The organism is Daejeonella rubra (assembly GCF_900103545.1).
GTDB classification, from domain to species: Bacteria; Bacteroidota; Bacteroidia; order Sphingobacteriales; family Sphingobacteriaceae; genus Daejeonella; species Daejeonella rubra.
The window spans coordinates 37,272-56,443 of sequence record NZ_FNHH01000011.1; the positions used below are offsets into that span (position 1 = coordinate 37,272).

At 40.8% G+C, this 19,172-nt stretch carries 12 protein-coding genes; all 12 read right to left on the minus strand.

All coding sequences use genetic code 11. The features are described from left to right. Positions 1–38: 38 nt before the first annotated feature. The 12 genes from BLR27_RS09575 to BLR27_RS09630 all read right to left on the minus strand — a co-directional run bounded on the left by BLR27_RS09575 (position 39) and on the right by BLR27_RS09630 (position 19,054). Positions 39–1,700 (minus strand): aminotransferase class V-fold PLP-dependent enzyme, encoded by a 1,662-nt coding sequence (locus tag BLR27_RS09575; protein WP_090704254.1) that lies wholly within the window; start codon positions 1,698–1,700, stop codon positions 39–41. A 37-nt stretch (positions 1,701–1,737) separates the two neighbouring features. Beyond that, the gene (locus BLR27_RS09580; RefSeq protein WP_090704368.1) at positions 1,738–2,958 is read right to left on the minus strand and encodes an amidohydrolase/deacetylase family metallohydrolase; all 1,221 of its coding nucleotides are present in this window, start codon (positions 2,956–2,958) and stop codon (positions 1,738–1,740) included. A 78-nt stretch (positions 2,959–3,036) separates the two neighbouring features. Continuing rightward, a complete protein-coding gene (locus tag BLR27_RS09585) occupies positions 3,037–4,326 on the minus strand; it encodes an amidohydrolase/deacetylase family metallohydrolase (RefSeq protein WP_090704256.1) in 1,290 nt (429 codons plus the stop codon). A gap of 34 nt (positions 4,327–4,360) precedes the next feature. Continuing rightward, positions 4,361–5,098, minus strand: a complete 738-nt coding sequence (locus BLR27_RS09590) for a carbohydrate-binding family 9-like protein (protein ID WP_090704258.1) — start codon at positions 5,096–5,098, stop codon at positions 4,361–4,363. A 98-nt stretch (positions 5,099–5,196) separates the two neighbouring features. Beyond that, positions 5,197–6,843 (minus strand): aminotransferase class V-fold PLP-dependent enzyme, encoded by a 1,647-nt coding sequence (locus tag BLR27_RS09595; protein ID WP_090704260.1) that lies wholly within the window; start codon positions 6,841–6,843, stop codon positions 5,197–5,199. Between the two features lie 31 nt (positions 6,844–6,874). Then, positions 6,875–8,149 (minus strand): amidohydrolase/deacetylase family metallohydrolase, encoded by a 1,275-nt coding sequence (locus BLR27_RS09600; RefSeq protein ID WP_221406320.1) that lies wholly within the window; start codon positions 8,147–8,149, stop codon positions 6,875–6,877. 33 nt (positions 8,150–8,182) lie between these two features. Then, on the minus strand, positions 8,183–9,496 hold the full coding sequence (locus tag BLR27_RS09605) for an amidohydrolase/deacetylase family metallohydrolase (RefSeq protein WP_221406321.1): 1,314 nt from the start codon (positions 9,494–9,496) through the stop codon (positions 8,183–8,185). A gap of 24 nt (positions 9,497–9,520) precedes the next feature. Beyond that, positions 9,521–10,831, minus strand: coding sequence for an amidohydrolase/deacetylase family metallohydrolase (locus tag BLR27_RS09610; RefSeq protein WP_090704261.1), 1,311 nt, complete (start codon positions 10,829–10,831; stop codon positions 9,521–9,523). A 44-nt stretch (positions 10,832–10,875) separates the two neighbouring features. Beyond that, positions 10,876–12,555, minus strand: coding sequence for an aminotransferase class V-fold PLP-dependent enzyme (locus BLR27_RS09615; RefSeq protein WP_090704264.1), 1,680 nt, complete (start codon positions 12,553–12,555; stop codon positions 10,876–10,878). 93 nt (positions 12,556–12,648) lie between these two features. Further along, positions 12,649–13,905 carry a dipeptidase gene (locus BLR27_RS09620; RefSeq protein ID WP_090704266.1) on the minus strand — a complete coding sequence of 419 codons (1,257 nt, stop codon included), beginning with the start codon at positions 13,903–13,905 and terminating at the stop codon, positions 12,649–12,651. Positions 13,906–14,222: 317 nt separating this feature from the next. Then, complete coding sequence (locus BLR27_RS09625; protein WP_090704268.1) at positions 14,223–15,647, minus strand: RagB/SusD family nutrient uptake outer membrane protein; 1,425 nt, start codon at positions 15,645–15,647, stop codon at positions 14,223–14,225. Between the two features lie 62 nt (positions 15,648–15,709). Then, on the minus strand, positions 15,710–19,054 hold the full coding sequence (locus BLR27_RS09630; protein WP_176767659.1) for a TonB-dependent receptor: 3,345 nt from the start codon (positions 19,052–19,054) through the stop codon (positions 15,710–15,712). Between the last annotated feature and the right edge of the window lie 118 nt (positions 19,055–19,172).

The window sequence follows — 19,172 nt, forward strand, 5'->3', positions numbered from 1 at the left end:
GTGTTAATCTTTTAATTTATTTACTGAATCTTTATCTATCAGGTTGCTAAAGGCTGACCTCCCGGGATCATTACCCTCTGACGCGGGAGCTTAGTTTTATTTCGTTTCGCTGTAAATTTTGCTGTCAGATATTCACCCATATGAATATCACCTGACATGGTATCTCCATTTACTTTTCCGGAAAAAAGATAAATAATAATGTTGCCAACAATGGGAATTGTACTCCTGATCTTCACTTCATCCCCATCAATTGTGCCCACCATATTTTTAGTGTCCAGATCTCCTTTATGAGTTCCCTGAATCCAGTTTCCATCCTGTTCTATGACAAAAGAATGCTGGCTGGTACTTAGTGCGTAATGTACTTCAACATCCCAGCGTCCACTAAGATCAGCAGCAGGAGCAGCCATTTCAGGCTTGGGATCTCGCTTTTTTGACAATACTTCAAATAACCTGTCGGCTACGATCTTTTCTTCACCCGGCTGCATATGCCCCGGCGTGATCTGTATGGAGGTTGTGCCATCGGCTTCATCACGATTCCCAAGAGCAATCCTTGGCTTATTTCTTCCCACTTCTTCTGCAATTTCATACCCCGTAACATGAAATTTCTCAGGATTCCAGATAATATGAAGTACCGGATACTTATTATTCAGATTTACAGGTTCAACGATCCTGGTAGTCAAACCGCTAATCACTGAAACTTTCTTTGAGATCACATCAAGCCAGCCTAGCCATCTTTTCCACTCCGCTTCATGATCCCGTTCCAGCCAGTCCTCAACTGCCGCAACCATCCCTACTATTTCATCCCGGTCCAGTTTGTTGTCTCGGCCAGGGCCATGATGCGGTGCACTTGCCTGCCATGCGGCTAACAATATTTTTTTATTGCCAAGCATTAAACCTGCCGACTGCGGTCCCCGAATTGTTTTCCCACCACTGTATGCAACAATATCAGCCCCTCTTTTCAAATGATATGGTGGAATAGTCAGTCTTTCTGCTGCGGCATCCATCAGAATTGGAATATTCTTTGGTTTGGCAATTGAGGCGATCACCTCCAGAGATAAAGGCTGACCTGTATCTGAAGCAGCTCCTGGAGTGCCTGAAGTCAGATAGATCATCGCTGTTTTTGAATTTATGGCCTTTTCAAGTTCTTCAGGAGTGGATACAGTGATGATCTTTACGCCTATATTTCTAACTGCATGATCATAATGCTGGCGGGAATATCTGGGGATAATAACCTCCGTTTTCTCAAATCCGGTTAGATCAGGAATGCGGATGAGCCTTTCAGGACTTCCACCGGTAACACAAGCTGCGGTAATGTGTTTTACTCCGGCAGCGCATCCGGAAGAAACCATTCCCCATTCTGTTTTCGTGAGTTCTGAGAGACGCTTTCCAACTGCTTCTGCCAGCTCATCAAGCTGGACAAAATTATTACTAGCCGCTTCCAAAGCGAGCTTTACCTTAGGCAACTTAATGGATCCACCAATAATTGTATAAGAGCCCCTGCAATTTATAATGGGCTCAACACCCATCGATCTGTAAATATTTGTCTCCGATAAAAAGGAATTCAATGTGGTTGCCGATTCGGAACCTTGTACTAAAGATTTATTTTCTGTAACAGATCCTGCCAAAACCGAGTCTGCTGAAAGTACACCTCCAACAACCGGTAACATTGCCAGTCCCTTAATTACATTTCTGCGCTTCATATTACTATCAGGTATGTTAATTTAAAAATTTCTGATTCTACTTTTTATAAGGGGTGGCAGACATACCATTAAGATCCCAAATAATTCTTCCCGCTCTAATGGTCAATTCGGCCTCAAATTTGCGGTCGCCCTCAATCCGGTTACCTCCAGAATCTACAAATCCGTATTTCCCATTCAAAATACTTATAACGGCAATATCTGCTACAGAACCCACACTTAAATTACCAAGATCTTCTCTTTTTATTGATTTGGCAGGCTTCCAGCTTCCGCTGGCAATGATATCCGGAATGGTCATTCCAATAGTTAAGTATTTAGACATTACATTCAACATATTCTTCATGCCTGCGTTCATACTGGTTCTGTGTTCATCTGTACCAAAAGAATTTGGAAGAAGACCCTGCTTCAATGCCGGTATAGCCTGATCAAACCAGAATCCAACACCTCCGTGACCAACATCAAACAAAACCCCTTTATTTTGAGCTTCCAGGACAAATGGCCTCAATTTACCCTGTTCATCAACAATTGGCATACGTTCTTTTACATTTTCGAATGAATGGGTAATGATATCACCGGAACGCATTCTTTTCAACTGATCTTCCAGAGAATATTCAGGCATATGACATTCCACAAAAAGAGGTTTTTCTGCAATTCGTGCGGCTTCAGAAGCCTTATCAAAAGGCACCCAGCTTTTACCTTTATAATGCCCGATGCGTGTACCTACTATTAAATTAGGATATTTTTTGATGGCATCCACAGTCATTTGAACATCCAATGTATTTAAATCGGGTTCAATTGCAGAGCCTGAACTGAAACCTGTCTCGAAAATATTCAGGAAAGCTAGTACACGGGTCAAAGAAGGATCAACCACCTTTGCCTTAAAATCAGGATAGGTCCGCCAGCCGGTAGTGCCGGCATCTACCACAGTAGTAATGCCTGACCGGGGAGCAAAGGCATCCGGCAACTGGCTTGACTGACCATCAGCAAAGCCGGGCTTACTTCCTGCGTATACGTGGGTATGAATGTTGATCAGTCCCGGAGACACCAGCATCCCGCTAACATCCAATACCTTTTTTGCACCAGAAGCTGGAATCTCAGCTGCAACATGATAAATTTTACCGTCTTTAACAGCCACATCCATTTTTGAATCAATATTATTCCTAGGATCCAGTACACGTCCTCCTTTTAGCAAAAGATCGATTTCCTGACCTTGCACAAACTGTGGAAATAATAAAACTGCGAATAATGCGATTAAGCCCATTCTAAAACATCTAATTCCAGAATAAGAATTATTTTTATTTGCTGTAACTTTCATTTGAATTATCTTAATAATCACCATTTACTTTTCTACGGCCCATTTCTGACCACTTAAGCCATTCAAATCCCATACAACTTTACCTGCACGAAGCGTTAGTTCTGCTTCCAGCTTTTTAGTTCCGGAGACGGCAATTTTCCGTACATCCGTGTACCCGAACTTTCCTTCTCTGACATTAAAAACTGCCAGATCAGCCTCAGAGCCAACACTTAAATGACCAAGATCAGGGCGTTTAATTACCTGCGCGGGATTCCATGTAGATCTCAAAATAACATCCTGAAGATTCATTCCAAGGGCCAGAAACTTGGACATCACATTAGCCATATCCTTCATTCCGCTGTTCATACTTTGATCGTGCAGATCTGAACTTATAACATCCGGATAAAAGCCTTGCTGGAATGAAGGAACTGCCTGAGCCCAGGAAAATGCTCCGCCACCATGGCCAACATCGAAGATCACTCCTCGTTTTTGTGCTTCAAATACAAAAGGTTTTACTTTTCTTGTTTTTTCATCCACTACAGACTCCCTTCCGGTACTGATCTCAGAAAATGTATGGGTAAAAATATCTCCCGGACGAAAGTGTTTCAGAAATAAAGACTCAATAGAATTGGCCGGATTATGTTCGCCAAAATCAACCATAATTGGCACATTTGCCAGCTTCCCTGACTCTACCGCCTTGTCTACAGAGGTAAATTCACCCCAGTAGTGAGCAGACTTAATACCAACAAGAATATTTGGGTAAAGACGGTTGATCATATGAGCATTCATTACAGGATTCATATCAGTCACATCCTGTTCCTGAAAACGTCCAATCATTCCATTGCCAATCACATTGAGAAAAGCCAGAATTCTTGTTTGTGCCTTATCAATTGTCTGTTCTTTAAACAATGGAAAATTTCTCCATCCTGAAGAACCTGCATCTACAACAGTGGTAACACCTGTTCTAAAAGAGAATGCGTCTGCTTGCTGACTTCTCGAAGAATTGCCTACTGATGTGCTATTTTTATCAGTACCCTGAAAAACATGTACATGCATATCGATTATTCCGGGTGTAATATAAAAACCAGTTACGTCGATAGTTTTCCTGGCGGATCCAATAGGAATATCTTTAGCAACACGAAATATCTTCCCATCAGAAATTGCTACATCCATTTTGGAGTCGATCTTATTTTTGGGATCGATAACATGTGCCCCCTTAAAAAGAATATCTATTTCCTGAGCATAGCTGAATTGACAAATGATAAGAAAGACAAAAAATATCGGGAGTTTGCAAAACATCTTTTCAAAAGCAGCAGTTTTATTGAAACAGGACATAATGATCAATATTTTTAATAATTAACACTCCCAATTACTGAAAATTCAAGACCCCGAAAAACTGAGGCAAATGGAATTGAGGTGTAGGATTTTTAACTTCATTCCATGTTATATAATGTTTATTGGAATTAATTTCTGCGATCTTATAAAAATTAGCTCTCCAGGAAACACCTGCTTTCGGACGAACTACATTTGTATATTTTTCAAGCATGCTCAGCGGTATTTTGAAGGAAATGGTCCAGGTAACCCGTTTGGTTATTTCCGGATCAACCACCTTTGGCAGAGAAGCGGCGATTTCAATTTTCTGAATATCATCAATCGAAGGTCTTACTTTCTTATGATGCAGCAAAGGTGTACCACCGCAATTGATCTCCAGATTAAAATAATTCACAGGGTTATTAGCTTCTGGTGAGAAAAAGAATTCCACTGCTGAATCTTCCCAAACTTTACCATTTATCTTTTGGGTTATACTCCGGACATAGCGATCCTTCACCCTGTAAATGACATAAATAAAATTATCATCATAGGCCATTTTTGCTTCTGCCTTCGGTTTGAATTTGGGTATTTCGCCCATGTAGTTCTGAATTTTAACTGATTCCACACCCTTCCAGGCAGCTTCATTCCATTTGTCATTTACATTTACTGCCTGAGTAGCTCGTTTTACAGAGTAGGAAGAAAATCCGCTATTCGTCGATGCATCCTGTGCCTTAACCACATGTATAAAAAGTGTCAAAAGGAGAATAACAGAGCTGATTGATTTTAATTTTCTCATTAAATTATTGATAGCTGATGTGTGGGATTTCTAAAATTCATTTAAAACAGTCAAAACAAAATACCCTGCCGGTAATCATACCAGCAGGGTGTATTTAATTAAGTTGCCAAAGGTGGGCCACCAGGGATCTGGATCCTTTTACGGGCAGGCTTTGTACCATTGCGCGTGGCAGTAAATTTAGCGGTCCGGTATTCTCCCAAATGAATATCCCCAGACATGGTATTACCGCTAACTGTACCCTGAAACAGGTAATTAATATTATCAGCGACGATCCTTATGGTACTTTCAAATTTGATCTGACTTCCATCGATGGTACCTGTTAAATTTCTGGTATCAAAATCTGCCTTATGGGTGCCAGAAAACCAGTTACCATCCTGGGTAATATTAAAGCTATGCTGACTCGTGCTACTAAAGAATTGTATACTCACATCCCAAATACCATTCAGATTGGCTGTTGGAACTGACATTTCCGGCTTGGGCTGACGTTTCTTGGATAGAACTTCATGCAAGCGATCGGCAATGATCTTTTCTTCTCCGGCCTGCATTTGTCCTGTTGTGATATTGACAGAGGTAGTACCATCACTTTCATCCCTTGCGGCCAGGGCAATTCTTGGCTTATTTCTCCCTAATTCCTCAGCTATTTCAAAACCATTCACATACAATTTTGCCGGATCCCAGCTCACTTTCAAAACAGGTGATTTATTTGACAGACCAGTTGGTTCAAAGACTGTTGCCTTAATACCATCAATACCTGAAATCTTCTTTGAGATAGTATCCAACCAGGACAACCATTTCTTCCAGTCGCCAGCATGATCGCGTTTTACCCAATCCTCAACAGCAGCCATCATGCCGATCATTTCTTCACGTCCTACTTTATTATCTCGTCCCGGTCCATGATGCGGTGAACTTGCCTGCCATGCAGACATCAAAATGGACTTATCACCAAGCATCAGTCCGGCGCACTGCGGACCACAAATTGCCTTTCCTCCACTATATGCCACCAAAGTAGCACCTCTTTTAAAATGAACAGGCGGAATGGTTAGGTTCTGAGCTGCTACATCGATCAAAACAGGAATATTTTTCGGCTTTGCAATCGCAGAAATTGCTTCTAATGAGAGAGGTTGTCCGGTTTCAGATTGTGCCCCTGCGGTCATATAGATCATTGCAGTTTTCGGGTTGATCGCTTTTTCGAGTTCTTCAGGGGTGTTTACATGAACGATGGTTACACCAATATTTCGAATTCCATGATCATAGGCATTCCTCGAATACCGTGGAATAATTACTTCGGTTTTTTCAAAACCTGTCAGATCAGGAATACGGATCAGCTTTTCTGGGTTACCACCAGTAACACAAGCGGCGGTAATATGTTTAAGGCCTGCCGCACATCCGGCAGAAACCATTCCCCATTCTGCACCGGTAAGGTCTGCCAGCCGCTGGCCTATGGCATCAGCTAATTCATCATATTGTACAAAATTATGAGCGGCCGCTTCCATTGCCTCCCGAACTGCGGTACGCTCAATAGAGCCCCCAATAATTGTGTACGTACCCATGCAATTAATCACGGGTTCCACGCCAATTCTGCGGAAGATATTTGTTTCAGCCATAAATGACGCTTCGGTTACGGGTGATACAGTGACAGAAGAAACAGTTTCAGCAACAGGTGCAGCAAGAACAGACTTTTGGGGAAGAATACTCCCCGCTACAGGAAGCAAGGCTAAGCCTTTAATAACATTTCTGCGTTTCATATTTATTGATTTTATTTTATAGATTCTTAATTTAATTAATTTTGGCCATTCCTTTAGCTGAGAGTCCGTTCAGGTCCCATATGACCCTTCCGGCCCTCACAGTCAATTCTGCTTCAAACTTGCGATCTCCGTTAATTTTATTGTTTCCGGAGTCAACAAAGCCAAATTTTCCTGTATTTACACTCAGTACTGCAATATCTGCTACAGAACCAACAGACAAATTCCCAAGATCCTCTCTTTTAATGGATTTGGCTGCATTCCAGCTCCCGCGAGCTATAATATCAGGAATACCCATACCCATATTTAAATATTTTGACATCACATTCAACATGGTCTTCATTCCAGAATTCATGCTTGTACGATGCTCATCGGTACCAAAGGAATTTGGCAAAAGGCCTTGTTCAAAAGCAGGGATAGCCTGGTTAAACCAAAATCCACCGCCTCCATGACCAATATCAAAGAGTATCCCGCGTTTCTGTGCTTCCAAAACAAAAGGCCTTACTTTACCCTTCTCATCAACTACTGTCATGCGTTCTGCAACATTTTCAAAGGCATGGGTCATAATATCACCGGGGCGCATATGCTTCAATTGATCTTCCAGAGAATACTTTGGCAAATGGCATTCTACAAAAAGAGGGGTATTTGACAATTTAGCTGCTTCCACTGCCCGATCAAAAGGAGTCCAGTTATCGTCTGTTTCATAACGGCCGATCCTTACACCAACCAATATATCGGGATACTTTTTAACTGTTTCGGCAGTCATCTGAGCATCCATATCATTAATATCTTCCTGTGCTTTATCTACTGAATATCCGGAAGCGGCAATACTAAGGAATGCAAGAACACGGGTGGTAGATCCATCAATGATTTTAGATTTAAAATCCGGAAAAGTTCTCCACCCGGAAGTACCGGCATCTACAACGGTAGTTATACCAGAACGAGGTGCAAAAGCATCCGGAAGCTGGCTTGAGGTTCCATCAGTAAATCCCGGTTTACTGCCTGCATAAACATGTGTATGCATATTGATCAAGCCGGGGGAAACTATCAGTCCGCTTACATCAACCACTTTTTTCGATTCAGATGCAGGTATGTTAGAGGCCACTTTGAATATCTTACCATCCTTTATAGCGAGGTCCATTTTTGCATCGACCTTATTTTTGGCATCAATAACACGACCGCCTTTTAATAAAAGATCGATCTCCTGAGCCATACCTTGAATGGGGGAAATAAAGAGCGCCAAAGCAATAAATACCGAAATTGTAAAAACCTGTGACAATACCTTTTTGTAGTTTAACATCTTGTTCATCTTATTTTGATTTATGATATCATTCGAAAGAACTCAATTCGTGGTTGCCGGCATTTGCCATTCTGGTACACTGGTCCCGTTCAAATCCCATACTACCCGTCCGGCGCGAATAGTTAATTCTGCTTCCAGCTTTCCAGTTCCACTAATTTTGGTGCGCCTGACATCCATGTAACCGAAATTTCCCTTTTTTAAATTAAAAACTGCAATATCAGCCTCTGTTCCAACGCTTAAATGACCCAGATCAGGGCGTTTAATAACCTGAGCCGGATTCCAGGTTGTTCTTAAAATAACATCATTAAGGCTTACACCCATTGCCAGAAATTTAGACATCACATTACTCATATCCTTCATTGCAGCATTCATACTTAAATTATAGAGGTCTGTACTGATCGTATTGGGCAAAAACCCCTGTTTTATCGCTGGTATAGCCTGATTGAAGTTGAATGCTCCCGCTCCATGTCCTACATCGAAAATGATCCCTCTTTTTTGGGCTGCAAAAACAAATGGCTTAACTTTTCTGGATTTTTCATCAACAATAGATTCACGTCCTCCATTAATTTCTGAGAAAGTATGTGTAAAAATATCACCGGGGCGAAAGTGCTCCATAAATAATGACTCAATCGGATTAACCGGTGTATGTTCACCAAAATCTACAATTACAGGAACATTGGCCAGTTTACCTGATTCTATTGCTTTATCAACGGATGTGAAATCTCCCCAGTAATGAGCAGATTTTATGCCTACCAAAATATCCGGATATAGCTTATTGATCATATGAGCATTCATCACAGGGTTCATATCCGTAACATCCTGCTGATCAAAGCGGCTGACCATTCCACGTCCAACAACATTCAGAAAAGCCAAAACCCGGGTTTGTGCGCGATCGATTGACTGTGCTTTAAAAAGCGGAAAATTCCTCCAGCCGGAAGACCCTGCATCAACTACAGTAGTAACTCCTGCACGGAAAGAAAAGGCATCCGCCTGTAATCCACCGTAAGAATTTGCTGTCATACTATTCGGATCAGTGCCATGAAAAACATGGGTATGCATATCAATCAGACCCGGAGTAACATATAAGCCACTTATATCAACTGTCTTTTTTGAAGTATTTGCCGGAATATCCTTTGCAACACGGAATATTTTATCTCCGACAATGGCAACATCCATTTTAGAATCGATGTTGTTCTTTGGATCAATAACATGGCCGCCTTTCAACAGAATATCTATTTCCTGAGCATGAACCATTGATGATATCAGGATGAGAACTAAAACAGCTGCAATTCCTTGTACAATTTGGACAAATTGATGCTGAATAGATTCTGAAATACCTGCTATTTTAATTCTCATTACTTTCTGATTAAATACAATTAATTATTTGCTGACAGCATCCCACTGTGGGCCGCTGATCCCATTTAAATCCCATGCAACTTTTCCTGCACGGAGGGTAAGTTCAGCCTCTAATTTTTTCGTTCCGTTTAATACAGAACCACGGGCATCCATAAAACCGAATTTTCCTTCTCTAACGTTGAACACAGCGACATCCGCCTCAGCACCAACACTCAGGTGACCTAAATCTGTATGCTGTATCACATTTGCAGGATTCCAGGTAGAGCGTAACACTACATCCTGAATTGACATACCCATGTTCAGAAACTTAGACATCACATTGGCCATATCTTTCATTCCAGCATTTCTACTGTTTCTATATAGATCTGTGCTGATGGTATTAGGTAAGAATCCCTGCTTAATTGAATTTATTGCTGTACTCCAAACAAAAGCACCACCTCCATGGCCCACATCGAATATTCTGCCTTGTTTCTGTGCCTCAAAAATGAAGGGTTTTACTTTGTTGTTAGCATCCACAACAGACTGACGGCCTCCCGGAGCCAGCTCGCTGGTTGCAGAACCAGAAAATGTATGCGTAAAAATATCACCCGGGCGGAAATGCTTCATAAAAAGCTCTTCAATAGATAATTTAGGTGTACTTGAACCAAAATCTACAATAATTGGCTTTTTAGTAATCCTCCCTGCTGCGATCGCACGATCAACCGGTGTGAAATCATGTCCCTGATAATGGTGTGCTTTAATACCAACAATGATATCAGGATATTCTTTCATGATAAAGGCGGTTGTCACCGGATTCATATCTGTGGTATCCTGAGCATGAACAGTACCTAACATACCATGACCTGTGATACTTATGAAGGCTAATACGCGTGTTTGAGAATTATCTATCGTTTGCTTTTTGAAAGCAGGGAAATTTCTCCATCCGGATGAACCGGCATCTACCACGGTAGTTACTCCTGAACGAAATGTAAAATCATCAGGAGCCACGCTACCAAAACCGTTTGAAATTCCAAAACCTGCGTATCCCGGATCCTCAGCACCTGCAAAAACGTGCACATGCATGTCTATAAAACCGGGAGAAACATACAAACCTGTTGCATCTACCGTTTTCTTTGAAGTATTTGCCGGAATGTTGGAGGCTACCCTAAATATTTTGCCGTCCTTAACAGCAACGTCCATAATCCCATCGATCTTATTCTTTGGATCGATCACATGTCCGCCTTTAATAAGCATATCAATCTCCTGAGCCTGAACTGAGGTCTGGGAAACCAAACAAACGGCAAAAAATAAGAAGTAAAAGTGTGCCGCGATTTTTTTGAAAAGTTTGTTATTCATTTTTTATAGTTTAAAATTGTAAAATTCAATTTAGGTAATTTATATTAACTGGCAAGGGGTGCTCCTGAAGGAACAAAAATTGGTTTTTTGGAGGCCGGTCTATTATTCTTCGTAGCCGTAAATTTTGCACTCCTGTATTCCCCCATAAAAATCTCACCTATTAGTTTGTCTCCGGAAACCGTTCCTGTAAACGTGTAAATTATCGAGTCGCCGATCAGCCGGACAGAGCTCTGCAGCTTAACCATATCACCTTCGATAGAACCGGCCATGTCATTCACCGCAAATCCGCCCTGATGAGTTCCCTTGATCCAGTTTCCATCCTGCTCAATAAATAATTTGTGCTTGCCCTGGCTATTATAAAATTTAACATCCAAATCCCAGGTACCTGAAATATTTGCTGCCGGAGCTTTTAATTCTTTTGACTTAGGATTTCTTTTCGCAGTTAATACTTCGAAAATCCGATTGGCAGCAATCTTTTCCTCGCCAGCCTGCATTCCAATTGTAGTCACAGCAATTCCATTAATATTAGGATCCTTACCTCGGCCACCGCCACTGGCAACGGCAATTCTCGGTTTGTTTTTAGCAAGCTCATCAGCCATCTCGGCTCCTGTTATATTTAACACATCAGGATCCCATGTTATGACAACTTCCGGGGATACATTCGAAAGACCTGACAAGGTTGAAGGAACATGTACCATGGTCTGAACGCTTTTTATCCCGGAAACTTTTTTGATGATATGATCAAGGTAGGAGTACCATTGTTTATGAATTGCTTCATGATCCATCTCCTTCCATGCCTTGACTGCGGCAACCATACCAAACATTTCATCACGGTCGACCTTATTATCTCTGCATGGACCATGGTGAGGAGAACTTGCCTGCCATGCAGCCATTAAAATATCTTTTTGTCCCAAAATCAAGCCACAGGATTGCGGTCCGCAGATTGCCTTGCCACCACTATACGCAACAATGCTTGCTCCGCGCTTGAGATGTACGGGCGGAAATGTCAGAACTTCATTCGCTGCATCAAATAAAACCGGAACATTTTTTGCCTTCGCGATTTCAGAAATATTCTCTAATGACATTGGAGCACCGGTCCATGACCTGTCGCCATTAACCATATAGATCAGGGCAGTTTTAGGGTTGATCGCATTTTTTAATTCTTCAAGAGTGGATACATTAATAATGGTTACTCCAATATTCCTGATGGAATGATCATATGCATTTCTGGAAGTGATGGGAACAATGACTTCCGTTTTTTCCAAACCTTCCAGATTAGGAATACGAACCAATTTTTCAGGATCACCACCAGACACTACTGCAGCAGTTACCAGCTTAAGTCCGGCAGCACAACCGGAAGATACCACCCCCCATTCAGCACCGGTAAGATTAGCAAGACTCTGTCCTATACCATCGGCCACTTCATCCATTTGGGCAAAATTATGGGATGCTGCTTCCATGGCGGCCTTAGTCTGAGGACGTTTTAAGGAACCGCCGATAATTGTAAAAATGCCCCGGCAATTGATTATCGGTTCAATACCGTGTGTTCTGTAGATATTATTTTTATCGAGAAATGATTCTAATGTAACTTCAACCGGTCCCATAGGGTTGAATGGAGGTTTATGGGATCCGGCAACTGGTGATGCAAATATTGAATTTAAGGGAATGGCACTACCTGCCAGAGGTAAAAGAGACAAGGTCTTCAGTACATTTCTACGTTTCATTTCTTTTTGTTTAAATAAAAACTCTAATCCATTTTTTATTGAAAATATTATTTTTGAACCAGAAACATGAGATCCTGATTCGAAAAAAATCTATTAATTTCTTTCTGTGACCTGACGAATTACCCGCAACCAGTTTAATCCTAATATCTTTCGAATTCTATCATCTGAATAACCTAATTCCTGCATGGCTAAAGTCATTTGAGGATAATCACTCACATCCCTGATCTGCCTTGGCAGGGGCGGGCCACCATCGAAATCAGAACCCAATGCAACATGATCTTCACCAACCAGACGGATACCATAATCAATCACCCGAGCAAGCTGATCTACTCCCATCCAATATTCATCTGGTATTACTTCCTTATGAACAAATGGAAGATCAATAGCTACCTGCAGGTCGATTTCTTTTATACTTAATAGCTTAGTCTCTTTTGGAGATGATGTTTCAATTGCTTTTACCTTAGGCTTAGATGCAACCCACTGAGCGTACTTTGGATTGTTAAAACTACTTCCAAACTGGATACCTATTACCCCTCCTTTGGCGGCAATTGCTTTTGCACATTCATCAGAAATACATCTCGGGTTATTTACAATTCCCCGAAATCCTCCATGACTATAAATAATGGGATCATGACTTGTTTCAGCAGCCTGAATAATTGCATCATCAGAGGCATGAGCTACATTGATCACTATCCCTAATCGATTCATTTCTCTTACAACAGAACGTCCATGCTCATTCAATCCACCCCAGAGCTTTTTTCCATAGCAAGAATCAATAAATCCGTTGGTTTCATTATGTGCAGTAAGCTGCAGAGAACGAAGCCCCAGCCGGTAAAGTGCCCTGAGTAAATTTAGATCACCATCCAGATCAAAACCTCCTTCCAGATCAAGGAAGGCAGCCATTTTCCCCCTTCGATTAATTTCTTCAATTTCCGAAGCCGTACACGCAAGTTCAATAACCTTACTATTTTTTTCAATCTGAGCCAAAGCCAGTTCTACAACCCGAAAAGTATTTTTTACTTCCTGTCTTGTTTCATAATAAGGCTCAGGAGTATAAACTGAGAAAAAGAATGCATCAAGACCTCCCTGCACAGCTCTGGGCAGATCAACATGTCCATCAGGGTAACGCTGACCCATATCAAGTCCCTGCAAAAGTTGCCGGCTCATCATATGGATATGACCATCCATTACAAATGCGTTCTTGTGTAAATCGGGATCTGTCAAATATGCAGAGGCAGGTGAGGCCGGAGACTCCTTGTTAACTAGGAAATTACCCCCAAAATAATTTAAGGGAGTCAGATCCATTATTGGCAACAGCGATAGGCTTTTTATTAAGTCTCTGCGTTTCAATTGCTTACTTTAATTACCCTGAAATAGAACATAACCCTAAAAATTTGAAACAAATCCGGACTACTGATAAAATCAGTCAAGAAAAATCTTGTATAAGATACCCCTAAATAATCTGAACAAAATTGAGCCTAATAATTAATTATTATTGAAACAGGAGAATATCTCCAGATAAAATCAGATCAAAATAGAGAATTATCAAATACCGTATCTATTACAATTAACAAGAGAAAATAAGTTTTAATACAGGGATGCAATGCATAATTTTCATTGCATCCCTATAAAAAATCAAAATCAGGAATTTGAAGACAAGCTCAAATTTACCAGCCTGTGTTTTGTGTTAGCTTTGGATTTATATCCAATTCCAATTGAGGAATTGGGAATAAAGCATGTTTGGCCTGGTATCCCAGAGGGCCCAAAACAGTTGCCGCCATACCCCAGCGTTTCAAATCCATAAAGCGTTGAAATTCAAACATAAGTTCAACTTGTCTTTCTTTAACTATTGCATCAAACATGGTCTGCTTAGTTCCGGTATCAACAACAGTCAGTTTAGGCATCATTACTGATGGGCGCTGACGAACCAAATTAACGGCATCGCGGGCCTTATCGATCTGATTTAGCTCATTTGCTGCCTCTGCATACATCAGTAAAACATCAGCATACCGGATCAGCGGATAATTGATACCACTACCGTTCACATACATGATAGGCCACATTCCTTTTTTAACTGCATAACCACTTGCTGACCATGTTGGGTTAAATACGGCCAGGGCTGCACTTACATTTGGAGCAAAGACATCACCAGCTTTAAATATTGTCATTCCCCTGCGCGGATCAGCCGGATCAAATGCATCAAATGCTCTTTTTGTTGCCAGTGTAGAACCAGTAGCACCATTTACAGCCGGTAACATGGTTCCATTTTTAAGATTGGTACCGCTACCGCCGATATCGGCAAATTGAACTTCAAAAATTGATTCCTTGTTATTCTCAAAACTACGATGCCATACTTCCTGGAAATTATCCATCAGACTATATCTGTTAGACGCGATAACCAGACTAAAATATTTTTCAGCATTGGTATAGTCTTTATTGTAGAGGTAAACCTTACCTAAAAGAGCTTGTGCAGCACCTTTTGTAGCTCTTCCCAGGTTATTGCCACTGAAAGAAACCGGCAAACCAGCTTCAGCAGCAAGCAGATCAGCAATTATTACTTTAGTAATATCGGCAACCGGAGTTCTGGCAACCAGGGCAGCATCTGTATTTTCAAGAGGCTCTGTAATTAATGGCACTGCACCGAATAAATTAGTGAGTGTAAAATAATTAAGTGCTCTTAAAAATTTCGCTTCACCTACATACTGATTCTTTAACGCATCAGCCATATTGATTGCAGGCACATTTTTGATTACCGCATTTGACCTGATTATTCCCTGATACATACCACTATAAGTAGCATGTATTTGAGTGAGTGCAGGATAGTAGGTATAGTTATTATATTCCAGAGGAGTAGTGTTTGAAAGCACCAGATCACCGGATGGAACATCATTTATCCTCATCAGGTTCTCACTCCATGATCCCTGAAGAGCAACATAGATTGCGTTAACTCCTAATTGGGCACGCTCTGCGGAATTATAAAACCCATCTTCTGTCAATGCATCAGGCGGAGATTTTTCAAGAAAATCTTTTTTACAACCGCTAAATAATAACAATACTATGAAGGTCGTTATAGCAAATTTTAACTTTTCCATTTTTATATATTTTAAATTTCTTAATGACTTAATTAGAATGATAATCTGGAGTTAAATATCCCCTAGAAGGTTAAATTAACCCCCAGAGAGTAAACACTTGGTATAGGAGTTGATCCTGTATCTACACCAAAACCCAGAGGGCTCATTGAATCGTCATTAAAGCCTAAACCTCCCAGAGTATCCGCATTGTAGTTAGGATACTTTGTTATTGTAAACAGATTCTGGCCGTTGAAATAAACTCTTGCATTTCTTGCTCCGATTCTTTTAATCATACCTTGTGGAAGGGTATAACCAATCTGAAAATTCTGCATTCTTAAGAAATCCGCATCCAAAACATAACGTGATTGTCCGCGGTTATTCTGATTGGTATCACCACGAACAGCCCTCGGCAGAGTATTAGATGTACCTGGTCCTTTCCAGCGATTTAGCACAGTGGTTTTATTATTCCACTCACCCTGCATAGTTTCAAGATAAACACCCTGACCATCATACAGTTGTTTTCCACTGGTTCCATAAAAACTCATATTGACATCAAAACCTTTCCAGCTGGCATCGGCTGAAAAGCCATAATCAAAGTCAGCCCATGGATCGCCGATATTGGTTCTGTCATTGGCATCCACTTTTCCGTCACCGTTGATATCCCTGAATCTTACGTCACCAGGTTTTGCACCAGGCTGGCTTGCATGCGCATTGATCTCTGCCTGAGTCTGAAAAATACCATCAGAGATATGCCCATAAAAATGAGACATTGGCATACCCGGCATAGTACGAACAAAGGTACCTGAGTAATAAACATTCTCAAGAAGATTGATGATACTTGAGCCTGCTCCCAAAGAAAGCACTTTGTTTCTTACTGAAGAAAGGTTGGCAGATACACCATACTTTAGCTCACCAACATCACCCCGATATCCAAGAAGGAATTCTAATCCCTTGTTTTGCAGCTCAGCAGCATTCTGATAAGGCCCTGAATCACGTGCAAAGCCTGTTACAGTAGATATTGGCGTACGAACCAGGATACCATCCGTGTTCTTTACCCAATAATCTGCAGTGAATGTGATCTTATTCTGAAGTAAACTCAGATCAACTCCAATATTTGTTTGAGTAGTTCTTTCCCAACGCAAATTTGGATTTCCTAATGAGTTAACAACGGCTGCCGGTGCCAAAGCATCTGCTCCGAAGAAATAACGTGAAGATGTTGAAACAACTGTTTGATTACTATAGTTACCTATATCCTGATTACCCAATTGTCCCCAGCTTGTCCTTAACTTTAATCCGCTGATCAATTTTGAATCTTTCAGGAAATTTTCCTGATCTAAATTCCATCCAAAAGCCAGAGAAGGGAAATTACCAAAGCGGTTAGTTTCACCAAACCTGGAAGATCCATCGCGACGAATAGTTGCAGTAATAAGATATTTATCGAACATAGTGATGTTAGCCCTTCCTAAAAACGAACGAAGAGAATTTTCTGCCTGATTACCATCAATGGTAAAAGCTCCGGTTCCAGCGCTTAGCACCTGTATGTCATTACTTGGAAAATCTCTTCTATTGCCTGAAATGGTATTAAAGAAGAAGTTCTGCTGAGTATAACCTGCTAATAAATTAACACGATAGTTCTTCGCTATCACTTTATTGTAGGTCAGGGTATTTTCGATCAGGTACTCATAGGATTCGGATAATCTTTCTGTCAATGACCTAACGTTACTACCCCTGTTGTTCATCTGGAATTGAGGGACATAGTTCTTAAATCTTCTATTTCCAAAATTAAGACCTGCATTAAGTTTGAACTCCAGATCCGGTAAAATTTTGTAGGATGCGTAAGCACTTCCCAAAAGTTTATTATTCCAGGTATAGGCACGGTTCATATCCCGACGGCCTAATATATTATCCCGGTTGTTTACGCCAGTAACTGCAGGCGAAGGGCCAGCATATCCACTGTCATTATTCGGGTCGTAAACAGGCATAGTTGGTGCTGCACCCATCATATAGGCCAGATCCAGGTTATTACCAAAATTCAGGTTCAAGCCCTGATCTCTGCTGGCAATCAATGATTGTCCAACAGTTAATTTACCAATTTTAAATTCTGTTTTTACTCTGGAATAGTAGCGCTTAAAGGTTCGAAACGCTAATACGCTTTCCTGATCAAAAACGCCGCCTGATATAGCATATTTTGCATTTGGATTTCCTCCTGAGACGGAAATGGAGTGATCCTGGATAGGTGCAGGGTTGATTGCTTCGTCTTGCCAGTCTGTACTGGTCTTAAGATTGTTTGGATCATTCATTGCCGGTTGTAATGGAAAGAAATTTCCATTAACATGCGCTTCATTTATCACATCAGCCATTTGCTGTGAATTTAGAAGAGGAATGAATTTATTAAATGACTGAATACCGTAATAAGAATTAAAACTAACCTGAGGAGCTTTATTACCACCACTCTTAGTGGTCAGGATGATCACTCCATTTGCTGATCTTGAACCATAAATTGCAGCAGCAGACCCATCCTTAAGGACTGTAGTTGATTCAATATCATTAGGATTGATACTATTGATATCACCTGCTTCCATTGGCATCCCGTCAACCACGTATAATGGTCCGGAACTTCCAAATGTATTCAAACCACGTATTCTTACGTTCACACCTTCTCCCGGATCACCCGATGTACTTGTGAATGTAACACCAGCAACTTTTCCCTGAAGTGCCTGGTTAATATTAGAAAAAGCCTGATCTTTAATATCCTTTGCAGTTACTGATACGACTGATCCGGTTAAGTCACTTTTCTTCTGGGTTCCATAACCTACAACCACTACTTCCTGCAAAGTCTCAGAGCTCTCTTCTAATTGAACATCCATACTGGTACGTCCGGAAATCGCCACTTCTTTAGTTGTATAACCTACATAGGTAAAAACTAAAACTGTTGAGCCATCCGGAACAGTAATTGAATAGCGGCCATTTACATCAGTACTTACACCAATTTCAGTTCCTTTAACTTTGATACTTACACCAATCAGGCCTTCGCCTTTTGAATCTGTCACGAGTCCTTTAACTTCCGATGGAAGTGCCTTCTCGGTTAACTTTTTAATATCAATAAGTGCATCAGGTAAAAAAGCAGAAGATTTCTGCTGAACGATGATGGTATTATTACTTATTGTATAGGTAAGCGACTGATTGGAAAAAGATTTCTCAAGCACATCTCTGAGAGGTGCATTGTTTACATTGATACTTACTGGTTTAGCTTCATTGATCAAAGGTGTAATATACACCAGATCATAGCCCGTTTGGGTGCCAATCTCCTTTAGCACAGTCTCAAGTTTAGCGTTTTTAAACTTTAGACTGACTGTTTGAGAAAATGATTCAGCACTGCTTACCTGAAGAAATGCTGTGATCAATAAAACAAAAATTAGTTTTATCATCAACAATAGCTTTATTATGTAATCAGAGGGCCTACATATGGTTAATGAATACAATTTCATATATTTGCGTGTTTGGATTTAGTTAATACTTGTTCACTACATTTAAATTGATAATCCA

Bases quoted from the DNA above. Each gene is read 5' to 3' on its own strand.
- BLR27_RS09605 (WP_221406321.1), bottom strand. From the start codon at position 9,496: ATGAGAATTAAAATAGCAGGTATTTCAGAATCTATTCAGCATCAATTT.
- BLR27_RS09585 (WP_090704256.1), bottom strand. From the start codon at position 4,326: ATGTCCTGTTTCAATAAAACTGCTGCTTTTGAAAAGATGTTTTGCAAA.
- BLR27_RS09600 (WP_221406320.1), bottom strand. From the start codon at position 8,149: ATGAACAAGATGTTAAACTACAAAAAGGTATTGTCACAGGTTTTTACA.
- BLR27_RS09610 (WP_090704261.1), bottom strand. From the start codon at position 10,831: ATGAATAACAAACTTTTCAAAAAAATCGCGGCACACTTTTACTTCTTA.
- BLR27_RS09590 (WP_090704258.1), bottom strand. From the start codon at position 5,098: ATGAGAAAATTAAAATCAATCAGCTCTGTTATTCTCCTTTTGACACTT.
- BLR27_RS09580 (WP_090704368.1), bottom strand. From the start codon at position 2,958: ATGGGCTTAATCGCATTATTCGCAGTTTTATTATTTCCACAGTTTGTG.
- BLR27_RS09575 (WP_090704254.1), bottom strand. From the start codon at position 1,700: ATGAAGCGCAGAAATGTAATTAAGGGACTGGCAATGTTACCGGTTGTT.
- BLR27_RS09625 (WP_090704268.1), bottom strand. From the start codon at position 15,647: ATGGAAAAGTTAAAATTTGCTATAACGACCTTCATAGTATTGTTATTA.
- BLR27_RS09615 (WP_090704264.1), bottom strand. From the start codon at position 12,555: ATGAAACGTAGAAATGTACTGAAGACCTTGTCTCTTTTACCTCTGGCA.
- BLR27_RS09595 (WP_090704260.1), bottom strand. From the start codon at position 6,843: ATGAAACGCAGAAATGTTATTAAAGGCTTAGCCTTGCTTCCTGTAGCG.
- BLR27_RS09630 (WP_176767659.1), bottom strand. From the start codon at position 19,054: ATGATAAAACTAATTTTTGTTTTATTGATCACAGCATTTCTTCAGGTA.